Genomic DNA, 18985 nt, shown 5'->3' with positions numbered 1-18985 from the left:
GTACGGCGCGCGGGACGAGATCGAGAGCGACGTTGCACGCGACCTACTTCTGATGAGCAAGGCTGGCTCCGCGCCGGCAAGATCGTCAAAGATGTTTGCCAGTCCGGCAAATCTCGCGGGTGACAGCTGTGGCGCCCTCGAGGTAGCGCCGGTTGGCGTCGACGAGGGCGTCGAGTGCTGAGGTGGCGTCAGCGAGGGCAGCCATCGCGTCCCGCAGGCGTCCGCGTTCCCGCTCCAGGATCTCCAGGGCGCGGTGCGCCCCGTGCGTACTGGGCTGCGCCATGCAGGGCACCATCTCCGCGATGGTGTGGCTGGACAGCCCTGCCGCGAGAAAAGCCCGCACCAGGCGCACGCGCTCCACGTGCTCCTCGGTGTAGAGCCGCTGGCCGCTCACCGATCCGCACGGCTCCTGCTCCTGTCCTCGACGTTCATGACTTGCCCCTGACATTGATGTGAGCGTTTACGTTCACGGCACGGCCGCGCGGACCGTGACCCCGGGAGCCCCGGGGCGCCGACGCAGCCATACTGAAGGAGCGCCGCAGTGATCAAGCTCGTCTTCATGATCCGCAGGGTCGACGGAATGTCGTTCGAGGCCTTCGTCGAGCACCACCGCGATCACCATGCACCGCTGTTCACCTCCATTCCCGAGGCGGCACGGTACGTGCGCAAGTACACGGTGTCCCACCCCGTACCCGCCGACGGGTACCCGAAGCCCGCCTACGACGGCCTGACCGAGCTCTGGTTCGCGAGCTGGGCGGACCACCACGCGTTCTTCGCCTCGACGAACTACCGGGAACTCGTGCACCCGGACGAGGCGCGATTCATCGACCTCGCGTCCGTCGAGGTGCTGGTGACCAAGGAGACGACGGTGGTCTGAGACCCGGATCCATCGGCCGCGCCGGAGCCGGCACTGTCGCCGGTCTCCGGACGCCACGCTTGCTGCACCATCCGGAGCTGGCGTTCACAGCTCCCCGCCCGTCCGGGTGCCCGCCCGCCATGTCAGCAGGCCGCCGTCCAGGTTGACCGCGTCCCGCCCGTGCGCGCGCAGGAGGCTCACCGCGCTGTGTGCGCGTTGTCCCACCTGGCAGTAGACGATCAGCTGTCCGGGAGGTAGTTCGGCGAGCCGGTGCCGGAGCTCGTCCAAGGGGAGGTTGATCGCATCGGGGATCGCTTCCGCGGCGAACTCGGCTGCGGTGCGCACGTCCACGACGGTCGCTCCAGCCGCTCGCGCCGCCTCGACCTCGTGCCACTGGATGTTCGCGGTGGTGCCGTCGGCCAGGTTCTCGGCCACGTAGCCGAGCATGTTGACGGGATCTTTGGCCGTGCCGTACTGCGGGGCGTATGCGAGGTCCAGTCGCAGAAGGTCCGACGCGCGCATTCGGGCGGCCATGGCGGTGGCGAGGACATCTATGCGTTTGTCGACACCTTCGGTCCCGACGGCTTGCGCGCCCAGGATCTGGTCGGTCCGGGCGTCGATGAGCAGCTTGATCGCGAGGGGAGCGGCACCGGGGTAGTAGCCGGCGTGGGCGAGCGGATGGATGTGGACGATGCGGTGTGGACGTCCCGCCGCGCGCAGCCTCTTCTCGTTCCAGCCGGTCACCGCCGCGGTCAAGCCGAGTACGCCGATCACGGCCGTGCCCTGGCTGCCCCCGTCGTGCACCGACCGGCCTGCGATCGCGTCCGCGGCGAGCCTGCCCTGCCGGTTGGCGGGACCGGCCAGTGGTATGAGACCCGCCTTGCCGGACACGGCGTCGGTCTTCTGGACCAGGTCGCCGACCGCGTGGATCCGGGGGTCGCTGGTGCGCAGCGATGCGTCCACCACGACACCGCCGTCCGGGCTGGTCGTTAGACCGGCCGCGGCGGCCAGGCGGCTTTCCGGCCGCACGCCGATGGCCATGATCACCAGGTCGGCGGGCAGGGTCGAGCCGTCGTCCAGCACGACCGTGGCGGCGTCGATGCGCTGGATTCGTGAGCCCAGCTGCACCGAGACGCCCTGGGCGCGCAGGTGGTCGAGTACCGGTTGGGCCATCTCCGGGTCCAACGGAGGCAGCACCTGCCCGGAGAGCTCGACGAGTGCGACCGACAGTCCGCGGGTGTGGAGGTTCTCGGCCATCTCCAGCCCGATGAAACCGGCGCCCGCCACCACGGCGGTACGTGATCGCGCCGCGGCCTCTGCGATGACATCGGCGTCCGCGACATCTCGCAAGGTCAGCGCCCGCTCTGCTCCCGGGATGGAGGGGACCACCGGAGCGGCACCGGTGCTGAGCACGAGGTGGTCCCATTCCTGCGTGTAGTCGACACCGGCCCGATGGTCCCGGACCTCCACCGTCCGCGCGGCACGGTCGATCGTCAGCACCTCGTGGCGTACCCGCACATCGAGCGCGAATCTGTCGCGCAAGCTCTCGGGGGTCTGCAGCAGCAGCGCCGATCGCTGCTCGATCGTTCCGCCGATGTAGTAGGGCAGGCCGCAGTTGGCGAACGAGACGTGCTCGCCTCTTTCGAGCACGATGATCTCGGCGTCCGGGACGAGCCTGCGCAGGCGTGTGGCCGCTGACATGCCACCGGCCACACCCCCCACGATGACAACCTTCATCGGTGCGTTCTCCTGCCTGCGGTGACACCCCAGGCCGCTGCGGTCTGGGTCGACGCACGAGACTGGCTCGCCGCGGGGAAGAACACCAAACATGTTTGCCACTTCGGCAAACGTCACGGGGTGACGGCTGTGGGTGCCCGGGCGGAGGGATCGTTCATTTCCTGGGGGTCGTGCGAGCGCGGATGTGTGCGCGCTCGCCCTGCCGTCCGATGAGGCAGAGGTATTCCACGGGCTGGCTGCTCGCGGCGCCGAACCAGTGTGGCGTGCGGGTGTCGAACTCGGCGGCTTCGCCGGGTGCGAGGACCAGGTCGTGGTCGCCGAGCACGAGCCGTAGCTGCCCGTTGAGGACGTAGGCCCACTCGTACCCCTCGTGGGTCTTGGGAGTGGGCTGATCCGAGCCGCGGCTTCCGGGAAGGATGAACTTGTAGGCCTGGATGCCGCCGGGGCGCCGGGTCAACGGCAGGACCGTCTGCCCTCCCTTGCAGTGGATGGGGCGTAGGTGAACGCGCGGGTCACCGGTGGCGGGGGCATCGACCAGCTCGTCGAGCGTGACGCCGTGCGCTCTGGCCAGGGGCAGCAGCTGTTCCAGGGTCGGTCGCCGGGAGCCGGACTCCAGCCGGGACAGCGTGCTGATGGAGATGCCGGTAGCGGCCGACAGCTCGGCCAGCGTGGTCTCACGTTCTTGGCGCAGGTTGCGCAGCCGGGGTCCGACGGCGTCGAGGCCCTCGCCTCTCTCGTTGCTCATAGCAGTCAGTTTGCCAGATCAGCAACAATGTTTGCCAGGATCTGCGTCGCCGCCGCAAGGTGGCCACCTGGAGGGCGCTCGTCCCGGGCGTCACAGGAACAGGAGGATCTATGTCTACTGAGGACTCTGGCCACCCGGGTGTGCCGGTGGAGCACACGACCTGGCGGAAGAACCGTTGGGAGGAGGTCGCCGGCCCGGGCGGCAAGGCGGGCACCGTCCAGCTGGCCATGGTCTCGCACCCCGAGCCGGGGGTGCCGGGGGTGCCGGGTCGCTGGGAAGTGAGTGCATCGGGGGTCTTGACGCTCACCGTCACCGCCGCGGACGGGGTGTCGATCGGCGGGCGGCCGGTCACCGGTGCGGTGGACGTGGAGTCCGGCAGCCAGGTGGAGCTTGCTGACGGGCGGATATGTTTCGTCCAGGGGCGGGGCGGAACCTACGGCATGGTCGTCTGGGACCCTTCCGCACCGGTTCTCACGGGGCTGCGCGAGATCGCGAGCTATCCCTACGATCCGAGCTGGGTCGTCGACGCCGAGTACCGGCCAACGCCGGGCCGTACCGTCGAGATGGGACGACTGACCAGCCCGCGGAGCAAGGAGATGGTCTCCGCCCCGGGCGACCTGGTCGTCGAGCTCGGCGGCCAGGAGCACACCCTGCTGGTGATGGAATCCGTTCCCGGCCTGCGGCTGGCGGTATTCACCGATCCCAGCAGCGGCACCGACACACCCGAGATCGGTCGATGGCTGATCCTCCCCCCGGACGAGGGCACCACCCTCCGGGTCGACTTCAACCAGGTGATCCTGCCCCACCACGTGTTCTCCACGGCGTTTCCCTGCCCGATCCCGCTTGAAGCGAACCATCTTCCGGTCGTCGTCGACGCCGGAGAACGTGCGCCCGTCCTCGACGTGAGGAGCGGGAGCACGGTGACAGAGCCCGACAAGAAAGGACAGGACGGAACCATGGAACCCGAGCTGACGGAGAAGGCAGTCCAGTACCTGCGGCACCTGGAGAAGTTCGACTTCGCAAGCATGCGTGCGATGTGCGCGGACACAGCCACCGTCTGGCACAACGACGGCAAGGGCGAGCAGACGATCGACGAGAACCTCGAGCAGCTCAAGCAGATGACGGGTGGCGGCGCCGCGCTGCGGTACGACATCGTCCGGCAGTTCCAGGAGCCCGACGAGGTGCTCCAGCAGCACGTGCTGCACATCAGCATGCCCGGCGGGTCCGGCATGGAGCTGCCCGTGGCGATGTACTTCGGCTTCAAGGACGGTCTCATCGACCGGATCGAGGAGTACGCGAACATGACGCCGCCCGACCAGGGCAGCACGAGCAACGAAGTCTGATCCGGCAGCGGATCCGGCACCGAGGATCTCCGGCACCTGGGCACGAGCGGCGCCCAGGTGCCGGATCGTCGCGAGCGCCGTCACGATCATCGGTACGGCCAGGTCCGAGCCAGGCCCGGATGCACCACAACGCGAACCGGGTTACCTTGCGGTCGCCTGGCGGTCGCCCAGGCGTCGGTAACGACACCGGTCGCGCGTACGAGGGAGCCCATGGTCGAGGAAGTAGCCGGGTCGCCGGCCCCCCGCCGCCAGGCACGCGTACCGCGATGGGTATGGCGGGCAGCTGCTGTCCTGCTGGTGCTAGCCCTGATGATCGTGGTCGCGTTCCAAGTCAGCTACTGGCCGACGACGTTGCTGCTTCGATATTCGCCGGACCTCAACGGCACCAAGGCGCTGGAGGCGCTGGAGAAGCACGTGCCGGACGGGGTCACGGGCCTGATCGACGAGCAGTATCGGCAAGGGGATCCCGACGGTCGTCTGGACGCGTTCTGGCCGGAGGACGCTACTGGCGTACTGCCCGTCGTCGTGTGGGTCCATGGCGGTGCCTTCGTGGCGGGGACCAAGGACGGCACGACCGCTTACCTGAAGATTCTGGCCGCCCAGGGCTACGCGACAGTGTCGGTCGAGTACACCAAGGCTCCGGAGGCCCACTACCCACACCAGGTCGAGCAAGTCGCGGCGGCTCTCGAGCACGTGGTCGCGAACGCGGAACGCTTCCACGCCGACCCGGACCGGATAATCCTTGCCGGCGATTCCGCTGGAGCGCTTCTGGCGGCGCAGATCACGCTGGCGATCTCGGACGATGACTATGCCGCAGCGGCCGGCCTCCCGCAGCCGGTCGAGCATGACCAGCTGCGCGGGACGATCCTGGCGTGCGGTGCCTACGACCTGACGCTCCCGGACTACTCCGACGGCCTGGCCGGGCGGCTTCAGCGCGACATCCTGTGGGCCTACACGGGGGAGAAGGGCTTCGACACCGACCCGCGGATCGCGTACGCCTCCATCCCACAGCACGTGACGTCGTCCTTCCCGCCGGTGTTCATCACCGCTGGGAACGGGGATCCGCTCGAACCGCACTCACACGTGCTCGTTGAGGCCTTGACCGGGCAAGGCGTCGAGGTCGACTCGCTGTTCTTCCCCGCGGACCACGAGCCGCAGGTCGGACACGAGTACCAGTTCGACCTGGACCAGGCAGCTGGGCGGCAAGCGCTCGAACGGATCCTGGCTTTCCTCGCGGCCCACACCGGCTGAGCACCTGTCCCGGGTGTTCGCCGAGCGCACCGACGCAGTTCGCAGGAACCTGCAAGCGCTTCGAGGCGGCCTTGTCCGGTCAGCAGATGACGCCGGACGCGTGCACCCATCCGGTCGTGCGCTTCTTCGTCGGGGACTGTTCGTCCAGCCATTCGAGCTTGGCGCTCGCGCCCACGCTCGTCCCGCACGGCACGGGGAGCGCCCGGGTCGGGAGCCACTCCGAGGACTCGTCCCAGCCGGTGTCCCCGTAGCGGAGGACGGTCGTGCCGCTGGGCGGGTTCCCGTCGCGGACGTAGGAGTAGGAGACCTCCAGCACCCGGACGCTGTACTCGCCGGGCCGGTCCTTGTCGTCGCTGACCGACCCGCGGGCGTACACCGTCCCGTTGGAGTTCCTGCGCAGCGATACGCACCGGTCGACGCGGTCACCCACGCAGTGCCGGGCCTCGTAGGTCCACGCGGAGGCCGGGGCGGCCGTTGTGAGTCCGACCACCGGGATCATCGCGAGCCCCAGCACCATACCCATGATCCGTCGCATCATCATCGGCCCCCTGTCCGTGGCGGGGAGCCTCCCTGCCGCGCAGTTCGATGCTAGGCAGGGGGCAGCCTTCGCGCGCGCGCGGAGCGGGGACGGCCCGCGCCCCCCTTGCTGGCTAGCTGCTGGTTAGCCTTGTCAGAAGCGCTCGCATCGAGGCGCGGAGAAAGGTGCGTCCATGATCGTCAGATCCGTCGGAGCCGGTGTCGGCGCCGGCGCCAACGGGTTCACGCGTACATGACGCGAGCCGCTGGTGCTCTCGTTCTGCGCCGCCTGGACAGAGGTGCTCGCCTGGCTGCGATCCTCTGGGTGGTCGTCGGCGCGGTGCTGGTCCTCGATGCCCTGGTCGTGCTGTTCGCAAGCAGCATGCACACCGGCATCGTCGCGACATTCGTGATCGGCATCCTGTACATGTTCTACGGGCTCTCCCGGCACAGGACCCGGCCCGGAGCCCGGCAGGGACCGCCCCGGTGGCTTCGGATCTTCGTCCCGAGCCTCACCGCGCTGATGCTCCTCTCCTTCGCATGTCTTGCGGTCTTCGGCAGGGTGGACACCGCCTCGCAGGAGGAGGACGCCGTTGTCGTCCTCGGAACGGCCGTGAGGGACGGCGACGTGACACCGGCGCTCCGCTCCCGGCTCGACGTGGCTGTCGACTACGCCATGGCGAACGCGGACGCCGTCATCGTGGTCGCCGGAGGGCTGGCACCCGGAGAGACCGTCACCGAGGCAATCGCGATGGAGCAATACCTGGTCGCCCACGGGGTCGCAGAGCACCGGATCATCCAGGAGGGGCGGTCGACCAGCACTTTCGAGAACTTCGTCCATGCACAGGGCCTGCTCGACGCACGCTTCGGCACGGAGTACACGACGGCCTTCGTCACGAGCGACTACCACGTGTTCCGGGCGGCCAGGATCGCCGAGAAAGCAGGGGTGAGTGCCACTCACGTGCACGCGGATACGCCGTGGTACCAGATCCCTGTCGACTACGTGCGGGAATCTCTGGCCATCACCAAGCTCGTCGTGACGGGGCAGTGACGGTCCGCGGAGCTCAGCTCACCAACCCGGCCACCTAGATCGGCCGATATTGTCCGGTTCTTGCCACTCCTTTCACCCTGGAACATTTGGGATATTGCCAAATGTTCCAGGCTTTTTGCAGGGCTGATTGGCGACAAGGCTTGCATTTGATAACGGCAGGGTTACGGTCGCTGAGACCGCCGGATCGGCTGGCCGGGCCCGCGCACAGCGCGGGAGGCACGTGAGAATCGTGTCGCCCCAGCCCCCGTGCCCGGAACTTGCCAGGACTGGACCCGCGTGACATCTCCCCACCCGGCTCAGGGCAGCCCCAGTGATCAGCCCATCAACCCTGAGGCCGACGGCAGCGTCGGCATCACCGAGCTCTTCGGCCCACCGTCGTCGGCGGACGAGGCCTCCTCCGCGGCAGAGGCAGCTGCAGCCGGCCCCCAGGCCGGCCCTCTATCCGGCGCACCGCCCGCAGCGGTCGCCCCAACGGCCGCAGCCGCGGCCGGTCCACACCCGCCTCCGCCGCCGGCCCCGCCCCGGCGCCGTCGCAGGGCCGCCTTCCTCGCGGGGGCCGCCGTCGTCGCAGTGGTCGGTGCCGGCGGCATCACCGCATATGCCTCCGCCCACAAGAGCGTCACGCTCGACGTGGACGGCAAGGTCACGACCGTCGAGACCCTCCAGGGCGACGTCGCCGGCCTCTTGGTCGACGAGGGCGTCGAGGTCACGAACCGGGACGCCGTGACGCCCGGAACCGGCGGCGCCCTACGGGACGGCGGCATGGTCGTCGTCCGCTACGGCCATCAGGTCACCCTCCAGGCGGACGGCGAGCGTCGGACCGCTTGGGTCGCCGCGCTCGACGCCGACCAGGCGCTCGCCAAGCTCTCCGAGCGGGCCGGCGACGTGGCCCTCGTCCCGTCCCGCTCCGGTGGCCGGGTGACACTCCCGATGCGGCTCGACACCGACAGCCCGGTGAACCTGGTGGTCGGCGGGAAGGCGCAGCAAGTGGCCGACGGTGCCGCGGCGCTCGACGACCTGCTCGCCGAGAACGACGTCACGGTCGACGCGGACGACAGGGTCACCGTCGAGCGCGGACTGGCGGCCGGCCCGGACGCGCCGGCGATCACCCCGGGAGCGGCGACGGTCACCGTCGTCGTCGAACAGGTCGAGACCTCGATCGAACGGACCGTGACCCGGCTGCCGTTCGACCGGGTCACGGCCGAGGACCCGGACCGCTTCGAGGATCTCGATCCCTACCTGGCTACCGAGGGCAGGGCGGGCAAGCGTGTGACGGAGTGGGACGTCACCCGGGTCGACGGCAAGGTCGTGGACAGGGACAAGCTGTCCTCGACGGTCGAGCGCAAGCCGGTCGACGAGGTGACCATGTACGGCACCAAGTCACGCCCCGCGCCGGAACCGGCACCGGCACCGGAGCCGGAGCCGGAACCGGCACCGGAACCGGCAGCGGCAGCGGAACCGCGGGAGGCCGAGGAACCCGCGCCGGAGCCAGATACCCCGGCGGTCCCGACCAGCGGCGTCTGGGCCGCCCTCGCGGAGTGCGAGTCGGGCGGTGACCCCACCGCCAACACCGGTAACGGCTACTACGGGCTCTACCAGTTCTCCCAGCCCACCTGGGAGGCGATGGGCGGCTCCGGCCTTCCCTCTGATGCCTCCGCCGCCGAGCAGACGATGCGTGCCCAGGCACTTCAGCAGCAGTCCGGCTGGGGTCAGTGGCCCGCATGTGCCGCATCGCTCGGCCTGTACTGACCCGCCTCCGGTCGTCTCGGACGCCCAGGTCACCATGCAGACCCGGTGCGTTCGAGACGACCGGAGGCGGTCCGCGGGCGGGCAGAAGCCCGCGATCGTGGCCACGAACGGGCTTGGTCTGGTTGACGGTCGCCACCCGAGAAGTCACAACGAGAAGTACTTAGCCTCCGGGTGGTGGGCCGCATGAAGTCGGTCAGACATCGGGCGTGCGGGCGTCAGGTCAGGGCCAGAGGCAGGTTGAACCCGTTCGGGTCGTTATGAAGGACGCTGGCGCGCCAGTGGGCGCGACGGCGTCCTTCATTGTCTCGTGGATAGGTGAGCCCGGCTTCTCGCGCGGCCCTCTCGATCGCGCGCATCGTGACACCTGTTCCGGCGGGGACCGGGGCGTGCTGAATCCAGGCGCCCTCGCGCAGCGTCCAGATCTCGCAGCGGGAGAGTCCGGTCCCGGTCCCGGTCCCGTGCCAGACCCGCACGAGCGCCGCGGTCCCGTGCGCGGTGACGACGGCTGTCGCGAGCTGGGCCGCCAGCGGTGAAAGGGAGGCGACGTCGACCGTGGGAGGAAGCAGGGAGTGCAGGACGGCGACCGCGCCGCTCTGCGTGATGGTCCCGGTCACCTCGTCGGCTGCGGCTTGCACGACGGCGGGAGCGTGGCCCATCGCGACGGAGCGCGCGGCCCAGGTGAGCATCTCGAGGTCGTTCATCCCGTCGCCGACGGCGACCGTCTGTTCTGCCGGGACGTCGAGGCGGGTACGGATCGTTTCCAGTGCTGCGGCCTTGCTGGTTCCCGGAGCGGTGAGGTCCAGCCAGTCCGGGCCGGCGGGGGTGGCTGTGACTCCGGCGGTGCTCACGGCGTCGCTGTGGTGACCGATGCCGGGGGAGTGGAGAGTGACGCGTGATGCGGAGCGGCAATGAGGTCCGACAGCGGCACCTTCTTCTGTGGGCCGTTGAGGTGTCCTGGATCGAATGTGGTGTTGACGTGCCAGCCCCAGCCGATTTCCTCGGCGGCGACTCTTGCGCCTGGTGCCAACTCAAGAGCTTGGCGGATCGCTGGGCTGGGGTCGAACTGCTTGGCGGCGATCACCGTGTAGCCCGTCGGGGTGGTGGGTTCGAGGCGGATCGTCAGGGCCCCGTTGGAGCAGACCGCGTATCCCTGGACGAGGCCGAGTCTGGTGGCGATCGGTCCGAGGCCGATGAGGGACCGGCCGGTTGCGAGGACGATGTGGTGGCCTGCGGCCCGGACCAGATCCAGTGCTGCGACGGTTCCGGGCGGAATTCTGCGGTCCTGTCCGATGAGGGTTCCGTCGATGTCGAGCGCGACCAGACGCTGTCGAGCACCGTCACCTGGCCGCCGGTCTGTCTCCTGGGATGCGGGCACACCGGGCGGACTACGACGCTACGGTCACCGCGCGACTGTTCGTCGAACTCGCCACCACACTCACCCCGGGCGGCGCCACCCTGGACGCGCTCAAACAAGCAGGTGCGACGGACGCCTCGGCCAAACCGTCCCCTGTGGTGGACACCGGCGCGACGCTGTTCGATCTATGACTGCGCCGGCCCCGCTCCGTGACGGTCTGCTGATCGCCGTCGACGGTCCGTCCGGCGTCGGCAAGTCGAACCTGTGCACCAACCTGACCGCCCTCCTGCGCGCAGCGGTACCGCCGCGAGGACACTTGGCCTTGTGCGGCCTTGTGCGGCCTTGTGCGGCCTTGTCCGGTCAGCAGATGACGCCGGACGCGTGCACCCACCCGGTCGTGCGCTTCTTCGTCGGGGACCGCTCGTCCAGCCATTCGAGCTTGGCGCTCGCGCCCACGCTCGTCCCGCACGGCACGGGGAGCGCCCGGGTCGGGAGCCACTCCGAGGACTCGTCCCAGCCGGTGTCCCCGTAGCGGAGGACGGTCGTGCCGCTGGGCGGGTTCCCGTCGCGGACGTAGGAGTAGGAGACCTCCAGCACCCGGACGCTGTACTCGCCGGGCCGGTCCTTGTCGTCGCTGACCGACCCGCGGGCGTACACCGTCCCGTTGAAGTTCCTGCGCAGCGATACGCACCGGTCGACGCGGTCACCCACGCAGTGCCGGGCCTCGTAGGTCCACGCGGAGGCCGGGGCGGCCGTTGTGAGTCCGACCACCGGGATCATCGCGAGCCCCAGCACCATACCCATGATCCGTCGCATCATCATCGGCCCCCTGTCCGTGGCGGGGAGTCTCCCTGCCGCGCAGTTCGATGCTAGGCAGGGTCGAGCTGCTCCGCACGGAAAGCTGCCTGGTGGCATGGTTTCGCCCGATCCCGCGGGGGCCCGAGCTGCCCGGTCACGCCCGTCGGCCGCGAACTGGTGGAGCAACCGATCAGTCTCCGCTGCCTCGGCATGTCCAACCCTGTGACCAGGCCATTCACGGTTGGGGCGCTGGGACTGCCTCGGAGCGGAAGGCTCTCGCCATAGCTCGAGACGGAAGAAGCCAGGGTGAAAGTCCGGTCCGAGGTCAGGTGAACGTGGTAATAAACTTCCACGCGTCGATCGGGTGCTGGACGCACCGGACGACCGGGCGATGGCGAGGGGGGATCGCGTGAGTGTGGTCGTGGCGAGAGATCCGGGCGGAACGGTACAGGGTGGGCTGAACCTGGACTTCTCCGCGTACGGTTGTGATGGGGGCTCCTTACGGGAGCACGAGGTTCGGGTCATGGACGCGGTGGCACGACTGCAGGTGGAGCGGTCCCGGGTGGTGAGCGCCTTGGAGCGAGGGCAGCAGGTCGCCGCGCGGTTCCTCGGGCGGGGCGCGCAGCGGATGAACGTGGCGATGGCCCAGGCGGCCCGGTCCTGGCGGCACGTCGAGTCGATCCGCATCTCCGGCTCTGTCGAGCAGCTCTCGGTCAGCCTCCCGAACAACGCGCACCTCATCGCAGCTGGTCTGCGGATGACGAGCGTGTGGCACCAGTCCGGCCTCGATCCCGACGCCCGGCTCATGCTGGCCGGCGAGGATCCTTCGGTCTACTTCTTCGGCTATGCGCCGCTCCAGATGAAGATCGTCGACGAGCGCAGCGTGCTCCTCGAGGGTCCGCTCGTCCGGGGCGAGCGGACCGTGATCGACGTCGAGGACCGCGCCTGCCTGACAGCGGCTCGGAGGTACTGGGATGTCGTGATGAGCCGTGTGCATCCCTGCGACGCGGAGACGGCGGCCCTCGTGGACCTGACCGTGCGACAGCGCCGCGTCATCGCGCTGATGCTGACCAGCTCCTCCGACGACGAGATCTCCCGCAAGCTTGGGATGAGCGTCCGGACGGTGCGCACGGAGATCGCGATGGTCCTCAGCATGCTGGACGCGCCGAACCGGTTCGCGGCCGGGGTGCGGCTGCGGGAGCGGCTAGGAATCGGGTCCGGCGGAAGCTGACGGCGCTCCAGGGCGACACGGACGACGGGGCGTCCCGGGCCACGGCAGTGGGTTGCAGGATGCTGCAACCGACGGCCTGTCGCCCCGGGCATCCTCGACCTCGGCGATGCGCCGGCATCGCGCCCGTCAGGCCGAGCCTGCGGCGGGTTCCCCGGGACCGAGGAAGAGTATGAGATCGAAGATCCACGTGCGTCGGCCGGGTGCGAGCATCGCGCACCGGGTGGACGAGGTGCTCAGGAGCATGACGGCGGCCGTGTCCGTGCTCGCGGTATCGGTGCTCGCGGTGGCTGTGGCGCCCTCGGTCCCAGCGATCGCGGTCGTCGGGCCTTCGGCGGACCACACGTTCGCCGTCCGGCTGGACATCGGCACAGGGGACAGCACCCGGGCCTGCAGCGGCTCGCTGGTCTCGCCGGGCTGGGTGCTGACGGCCGCGAGCTGCTTCGAGGCGACGCCCGGCGCCGGTGACCCGCCGTCGGGCAAGCCGGCGCAGCAGGTGACGGCAACCGTGGGGCGCCCGGACCTGACCACGACGACCGGTGCCGTCCGCGCGGTGGCCGAGCTCGTCCCGCACGAGTCCCGTGACCTGATGATGGCCCGGTTGGAGACACCGGTCTCGGGCGTCACGCCTGTGACGCTCGGCGCGACCGCGCCCGCCGCGGGCGACACGTTCACCGCGCTCGGCTACGGGCGGACCGCCACCGAGTGGGCGCCGTTGCACCTGAAGTCTGGCGGGTTCGCCGTCGACGCCGTGACCGGCGATGACCTGGCCCTGACCGGTCAGGACGGCGCGGCGGTCTGCGCCGGGGACGCCGGCGGTCCGGTGCTGCGCACGGTGTCCGGAGAGGTCTCCCTGGTCGCGGTGAGCAGCCGATCCTGGCAGGCCGGGTGCTTCGGCGCGGACCCCGCCGAGACGCGCACCGGGGCGGTCGCGACCGTTGTAACCGATGTCCGCGACTGGGCACTGGACCTGGTGGCGAACCACTACCCGGTCACGTGGTCGGCCGCGCACAGCACCTCCACCGTCCACCAGGACACCTCCTCGGTCGCCGTCTCGCACAACGGCACCTGGACGGCCGTGGTCTGGCGCGGGGACGACGGCGCCGACCCGACTGATGATCTGCACTCCCGGGTCTGGCTGAAGGTCTACCAGAACGGCGTCACGAAGTTCACGAAGGTTGTCACGGTCTACGACGAGCCCAGGAGCTGGCGGTTCCGGCACCCCGACGTCGGCATCCGGAACGACGGCACGGCGATCGTGGCATTCATGGCCGACTACGACGGGGACGGAACGTCCGAGGCGCGGGTGAAGTCGTTCGACTCCGCCGGCACCCAGAACGGCGACCAGGACGTCAACACCGCCATGACCCGGCAGATGATCACGCCGCGGATCGCCATCGACCCGAACGGCCTCGGCTTCGCCGTCGCCTACGAGTACGGCTACTTCGGGTCCACGGAGACGAACACGGTGCGGCTGGCCTACTTCAACAGCGTCGGGTCCGGCATGGCGTGGGACAAGCAGGTCAGCACCAGCGGCACCAACCGCAACCCGGACGTGGCCATGGGCGCCAACGGCAACGCGGTGGTCGCCTGGGACCGGGACTACTACGCAAACGGCGACGTCGACGCGGGGGTCCGCATCTTCAACCCGAGCGGGACCGAGCTGCTCTCCCTCGTCGCGAACCCGACCCGAACCGGAGTGCAGCGCGACGTGAGCGTCGCGGCGAACTACGACGGGCACTTCGCCGTCGCCTGGGACACCGACGAGAACGGGAGCGACCAGGTCGCCGTCCGGTCGTTCACCTCGGGTGGCACCGGCGGCCCGGTCGCACTGTCGTCGCTCGTCGCCGCGCAGCCGAGGGTGGGCGTCGACGGCCAGCGCCGCGTGGCGCTGGCGATGCGCGCGGGCGGCAACGTGCTGGTCCAGGGCTTCGCCGCGGACGGTTCGACCGCCGCCACGCTGCCGCCGGTGACGGCCACGCCCAGCCCCGACAGCAGCCTGTCCGTCAACCCGGAGATCGCCGTCGGCGCCACCGGGAAGGTCACGCTGACGTACAGCAAGTCCGTGACCGCCACCGGATTCAAGAACATCCAGGTCGGCACCGGTCTGTTCAACGGGCGCTGGTAGGCGTCCTCCCTGTCTCCGGGTGGTGCGGCGTGACCAAGACTCCGCCGCACCACCCGGCCCCAGAACTCTTGACCCGCAAGGAGAGACGAATGAACGTCACGATGACCAGGTCCGCACCGCATGCCGTCCTGGGGATGCTGGCCGCCGCCGCGGTGGCGGTCGGAACCCTGTTCGCCTTCTCGGTGGACGCGGACGCGACCCAGAGCGGTATCGCTGCGGACGAGCTGCCTCCGCACGCAGTCGAGGAGTTCAGCTATCCGGAACCCTTGCAGCAGGCGGGATTTCGTCTGATCCGCGGTGACGGGCACATCGTGCACGTCGACTGCGCGAGCAGCGAGGCGAACCTGGACGTGTACGCCAGGGCCAACGGTGTCATCTGCTTCCGGGTCACCGGCAGCACCGGTTACCTCGCCGTGGAGATCCCCGCCGTATACGGCGTCATCACCGGTAACTACGACAGCACCTTCGACCTCATCACCGCGGACGGGGACGAGGTCAGCTACGACGTCCCGCCGAACGGCTACCAGGAGATCGGCGAGACGGACGACGAGGTCGGCGAGAGCACAGTCCTCCTCGAGATCCGCTCCTCGTGACCTGTTCGAGCACGGACCTGTTCGACCACCGACAGACCTGGGGAAGGAAGACGTATGTCGACCCGCGGATCATCATTTCAGGCTCTCTCGTCGACGGAGCTGACACGTCGTCGGATATTGCAGCTGATGGGCGGGGTGGCGGCCTGCTCGATACTGCCTGGTGGATTCCTGCGAGCGTCCAGTCCCGCTTTCGCGGCCGACGGACTCACAGAGACCGGGCTGCCTGACACCGACCGCGGAAACGCGATGTGGGCGGTCAAGATCGGTGGCCGGGCCGTGCGTCGAGAGGGACTCGCTGCGCTGGCCGGTACGGAGGCCGACGTCACGGACTTCCTGAACAACCGGCTGCCCCTTGCCATCGACGAGGACAACCGGGCGGGGTTGTTCGCGGCGCTGCCGGCGGCAGGAGGGGCGACGACGAGCGCGATCGAGACGGCGTTGTCCGGCGACGCCGACGCGCGGCTGGCGTTCCTGAACGAGGGCTTCCGGACGGTGGTGCTGGAGGACAAGCGTGTCGCGGTGTTCGACTGCTTGGACACCGGCGGGGCAGCGATGCGGCGGGAGGCCACCGCGGCACTCGACACCGGCACGATCGACGCGCTGTCGACATTCCTCGACGCCACGCAGTACACGGCTCAGGAGGAGGACGACCGCGTGGCCGTCTTCTCGCTTCTCTCGTCGGCTTCCCCGCAGGTGGCGACCTATGCGCGGCGGGCCCTCGACGACGGCTCGCCGCAGGCGATCCAGACGTTCCTCGACTCCGGCCAGTACATCGCCCGTGCACGGGACGAGGAAGCAGCGACGATCGACCAGCTGATCGGGATCATTCAGCGGGAGGGCCAGAAGGCCACGAGGTACACCGCCGAGGCGACGAAGATGTCCGACGCCGCGGTGAACGCCGCGGAACGGGCGCGGGAGTCCGCCCTGACCGCGCGGGACGAGGCCCGGGCAGCCGCGGGTGATGTTCGTCGATCGGCACGGGCGGCGACCGCCGCCGCCCGTGCGGCAAAGGGTGCCGCCGCGGCGGCGGGCAACGCGATCGCGGCTTCCCGGACGGCGCAGTCGGCAGCGCGCCGGGCCGCGTCGGCGGCGCAGGCGGCCGCGGCTGCGGCCGCGGCAGCGGGGCGGGCGGCGGCGGTCGCGTACAACACGTCGATCGCGGCATCCGCGGACGCGAGCAAGGCGGGCGCCGCCCGGAACGCCGCCGTGGCCGCGCGGGACGCCGCCTACAAGGCGCGCACGGCGGCGCGGGCCGCCACCCATGCGGCCACCGCCTCCAGCCAGGCCTACGCGGCAGGTTCGGCCGCGGCCAGCGCCGCGACCAATGCCGCGGCGTCGGCTACCGCAGCCGCGCAGGCGGCCGAGGCGGCGGGGATGGCGCTGGCCGAGGCCGCTGAGGCGCGGCAGGCGGCTGCGGAGGCGGAGGCGGCGGCGGCGACGGCGGTCCGTGCAGCGGCCACCGCACAGACTCTTGCCGACCGGGCGGCAGCCGCGGCACGGACGGCACGGGACGCCGCCAACAGCGCCGCCGACCACGCCGAGGCGGCAGCCGACGCCGCTGAGGAGGCCGCCGATCACGCCGGTGACGCGGTTGATTACGCGAAGCGGTCCAAGGTGGCCGCCGAGCAGGCCCACGCGGCGGCGACCCTGGCCAGCAAGACCCTCGAGGAGGCGAAGGCGGTTGAGGCGGCCGCACGGGAGGCCGAGGCCAGCCGGCTGGCGGAGGAGACGGAGTTGGCGGTCGGGCTGGCGCGCCGCGCCGCGGTGGACGAGGCCGAGCAGATGGCGAGGGTGAGCCGCGACCACACCCAGGCCGCCGTGACGTCGGAGGAGATCCGAACGCTGCTCGCCGAGGCGGAGGCCGCGCTCGGTAACGGCGCGACCGGCGAGGCCGTGGCCATCGCTCGACGGGCGGCCGCCAGGCTGCTTGCCTCCAGCGCGGGTGGCTGGACCCTGGCCGCTGCCGAGTTCGCTCTGTCCGGGACCGATGAGGACGTCGTCGCCTGGCTCTCGGCCGACCGGGAGCTCGCGCTGCAGCAGGACGACCGGGAGAGCGTCGTGGCGATCGCTTCGACGTCGACCGTGCCGGTCGCGGAGGCGGCGCTGGCGACCTTGCAGAGCGACGACCCCGCCATCGTCCGCCGGTTCCTGACGGTCGGTGTGAAGGAGGCGGCGGTCGAGGACAACCGCGTTGCGCTCTTCCAGGTTCTCGACGGTGCGGGTACCGCCGTGCGAGCGGCCGCCATGGCGGCGCTGGACGACGGCAGCGCCGACGCACTCCACCAGTTCTTCAAGACGGGGCTGGCGCAAGCGAACAAGGAGGACAACCAGGTCGAGCTGTTCCGCCTGCTCGGAACCGGTGGGCCGTACACCCGGGCTGCCGCTCAGATCGCGCTCGAGGGCTCGGCCGGCATGCAGCACAGCCTGGTGAGCCGGACCCAGCGCCACACGGCCCGGCTCGATCAGGACCGGGAGGCACACGTCGCGGCGATGCGGGCGGCCATCGCGCACGCCGAGGCGGTGGTGTTCCGGGCGCTGGAGAGCGCGGGACGTGCTTCCGAGGCGGCGGCCCGGGCCAACAACGCGGCGGACGAGGCGCAGGACTGGGCGCGGAGGGCGCAGGGCTGGGCGGCCGACGCCGGTCGTTCGGCACAGGCGGCCGCCGACGACGCGGCCGCGGCGGACGCGTCCGCGTCGGCGGCTGCGGCGTCCGCTGTCGCCGCGCGTGAGGCAGCGGCGATCGCGATCGCCGCCCGGCGTGCGGCGAACTGGTCGGCTCGGCAGGCGATCGGGTCGGCCGAGACCGCGGTCGGGTACGCCCATGACGCTCGGTCCTCGGCGACCGCTGCACGCGCTGCGGCGCTGCAGGCGGGGCAGGACGCCCAGGCAGCGGCTGCAGCGGCCACCGAGGCGCGGAACCGCGTGGTCCAGCTAGCGATCCAGGAGGCCGCTCAGCGGATCAACCACGCACTGGACGTCTTCCGGCACCATGAGGAGAACGGGACGCACCCGGGCACGGACGACGAGGACGACGGCAGCACCGTGGTCATCGGCCCATGGACGTTCACCGCGGAGGACCTCCAGGCGTTGTCGAAGGACTTCGACAACGCGGCCGTGTGGTTCGGGGCAGCGGGAGTGGTGGCGGACCTCGCAGGGAGCGCCGCGATCGGGCTGTGTGCGTCCGGGCTGATCGCGCCGCCGATGCTGGGCACCTGTATGAACCTCCCGTTCGCCGTCACTGCCCTCGCGCTCGGTTCGACCCTCTCGAACCTCTCGATCTTGGCGAGCGTCGCGAGCGCCGGCGCCGCTGGGCTCGGATACGGGCGACACACGAAGGAGTTCCACGTCCAGCTCGGCAAGGCCGGTATCAACGTGGTGCTGAAGGGGGCCGGGGCCCCCTTCGGATTCTTGCTCAAGAAGGTGTTCCCCAAGAACAAGTACCTCAACGGGGAGGCCACCCACGAATGGGTCGGTGAGAACCTCGAAAGGGGAGGTGAGGTGGTAGGCGGCTGGGTCCGCGACCTCTTCTAGCCGCGCCCCATCGATCCGCGCCCCATCGATCCGCGCCCCATCGATGAAACCCACCAGCGCCCCAGCTGGCGTCTGTCAGGGCATCGCACCGGTTCAGCGCGGTGA

16 protein-coding genes are annotated in these 18985 nt (G+C 70.2%); 9 read left to right on the top strand and 7 right to left on the bottom strand.

The genetic code is table 11. The features are described from left to right. Positions 1-85 precede the first annotated feature (85 nt). Entirely contained in the window at positions 86-394 is a 309-nt protein-coding gene (locus tag LUU90_RS01350; protein ID WP_275001426.1) for a MerR family transcriptional regulator, read from the bottom strand. Between the two features lie 147 nt (positions 395-541). On the opposite strand from LUU90_RS01350, the gene LUU90_RS01345 reads away from it, so the two are divergent. Continuing rightward, positions 542-877, top strand: a complete 336-nt coding sequence (locus tag LUU90_RS01345) for an EthD domain-containing protein (RefSeq protein WP_275001425.1) — start codon at positions 542-544, stop codon at positions 875-877. An 84-nt stretch (positions 878-961) separates the two neighbouring features. Here LUU90_RS01345 and LUU90_RS01340 read toward each other — a convergent pair whose 3' ends face one another. Then, complete coding sequence (locus LUU90_RS01340) at positions 962-2593, bottom strand: FAD-dependent oxidoreductase (protein WP_275001424.1); 1632 nt, start codon at positions 2591-2593, stop codon at positions 962-964. 154 nt (positions 2594-2747) lie between these two features. After that, complete coding sequence (locus LUU90_RS01335; RefSeq protein WP_275001423.1) at positions 2748-3338, bottom strand: helix-turn-helix domain-containing protein; 591 nt, start codon at positions 3336-3338, stop codon at positions 2748-2750. Between the two features lie 110 nt (positions 3339-3448). On the opposite strand from LUU90_RS01335, the gene LUU90_RS01330 reads away from it, so the two are divergent. Continuing rightward, positions 3449-4681 (top strand): DUF1684 domain-containing protein, encoded by a 1233-nt coding sequence (locus LUU90_RS01330; RefSeq protein ID WP_275001422.1) that lies wholly within the window; start codon positions 3449-3451, stop codon positions 4679-4681. A gap of 309 nt (positions 4682-4990) precedes the next feature. Continuing rightward, on the top strand, positions 4991-5932 hold the full coding sequence (locus LUU90_RS01325) for an alpha/beta hydrolase (protein WP_275001421.1): 942 nt from the start codon (positions 4991-4993) through the stop codon (positions 5930-5932). A 79-nt stretch (positions 5933-6011) separates the two neighbouring features. On the opposite strand, the gene LUU90_RS01320 is transcribed toward LUU90_RS01325, so the two are convergent. Continuing rightward, a complete protein-coding gene (locus LUU90_RS01320; protein WP_275001420.1) occupies positions 6012-6455 on the bottom strand; it encodes a hypothetical protein in 444 nt (147 codons plus the stop codon). A gap of 246 nt (positions 6456-6701) precedes the next feature. On the opposite strand from LUU90_RS01320, the gene LUU90_RS01315 reads away from it, so the two are divergent. After that, positions 6702-7499 (top strand): YdcF family protein, encoded by a 798-nt coding sequence (locus LUU90_RS01315; RefSeq protein WP_275001419.1) that lies wholly within the window; start codon positions 6702-6704, stop codon positions 7497-7499. 276 nt (positions 7500-7775) lie between these two features. After that, complete coding sequence (locus LUU90_RS01310) at positions 7776-9248, top strand: resuscitation-promoting factor (RefSeq protein WP_275001417.1); 1473 nt, start codon at positions 7776-7778, stop codon at positions 9246-9248. A gap of 215 nt (positions 9249-9463) precedes the next feature. Here LUU90_RS01310 and LUU90_RS26395 read toward each other — a convergent pair whose 3' ends face one another. The 3 genes from LUU90_RS26395 to LUU90_RS01300 all read right to left on the bottom strand — a co-directional run bounded on the left by LUU90_RS26395 (position 9464) and on the right by LUU90_RS01300 (position 11406). Then, entirely contained in the window at positions 9464-10096 is a 633-nt protein-coding gene (locus tag LUU90_RS26395; RefSeq protein WP_342469184.1) for an HAD family hydrolase, read from the bottom strand. Beyond that, positions 10093-10623: an HAD family hydrolase gene (locus LUU90_RS01305; RefSeq protein WP_342469182.1), complete on the bottom strand. Its 531-nt coding sequence runs from the start codon at positions 10621-10623 to the stop codon at positions 10093-10095. Before LUU90_RS01305 ends, LUU90_RS26395 begins: the two co-directional genes overlap by 4 nt. Before the next feature lie 339 nt (positions 10624-10962). Then, positions 10963-11406 carry a hypothetical protein gene (locus LUU90_RS01300; protein WP_275001415.1) on the bottom strand — a complete coding sequence of 148 codons (444 nt, stop codon included), beginning with the start codon at positions 11404-11406 and terminating at the stop codon, positions 10963-10965. Between the two features lie 517 nt (positions 11407-11923). Between LUU90_RS01300 and LUU90_RS01295 the strand changes: the two genes are divergently transcribed. The 4 genes from LUU90_RS01295 (at position 11924) to LUU90_RS01280 (ending at position 18880) form a co-directional block, all read left to right on the top strand. Then, positions 11924-12631 (top strand): helix-turn-helix transcriptional regulator, encoded by a 708-nt coding sequence (locus LUU90_RS01295; protein WP_275001413.1) that lies wholly within the window; start codon positions 11924-11926, stop codon positions 12629-12631. Between the two features lie 169 nt (positions 12632-12800). Next, positions 12801-14756: a S1 family peptidase gene (locus tag LUU90_RS01290; RefSeq protein ID WP_275001411.1), complete on the top strand. Its 1956-nt coding sequence runs from the start codon at positions 12801-12803 to the stop codon at positions 14754-14756. A gap of 89 nt (positions 14757-14845) precedes the next feature. Further along, on the top strand, positions 14846-15349 hold the full coding sequence (locus LUU90_RS01285) for a hypothetical protein (protein WP_275001410.1): 504 nt from the start codon (positions 14846-14848) through the stop codon (positions 15347-15349). 276 nt (positions 15350-15625) lie between these two features. Then, complete coding sequence (locus LUU90_RS01280) at positions 15626-18880, top strand: ALF repeat-containing protein (protein ID WP_275001409.1); 3255 nt, start codon at positions 15626-15628, stop codon at positions 18878-18880. The last annotated feature ends 105 nt before the right edge of the window (positions 18881-18985 follow it).

The organism is Promicromonospora iranensis (assembly GCF_028994775.1).
In the GTDB taxonomy this organism is placed as follows: Bacteria; Actinomycetota; Actinomycetes; order Actinomycetales; family Cellulomonadaceae; genus Promicromonospora; species Promicromonospora iranensis_A.
This window is presented reverse-complemented; position numbering and strand designations above follow the sequence as displayed.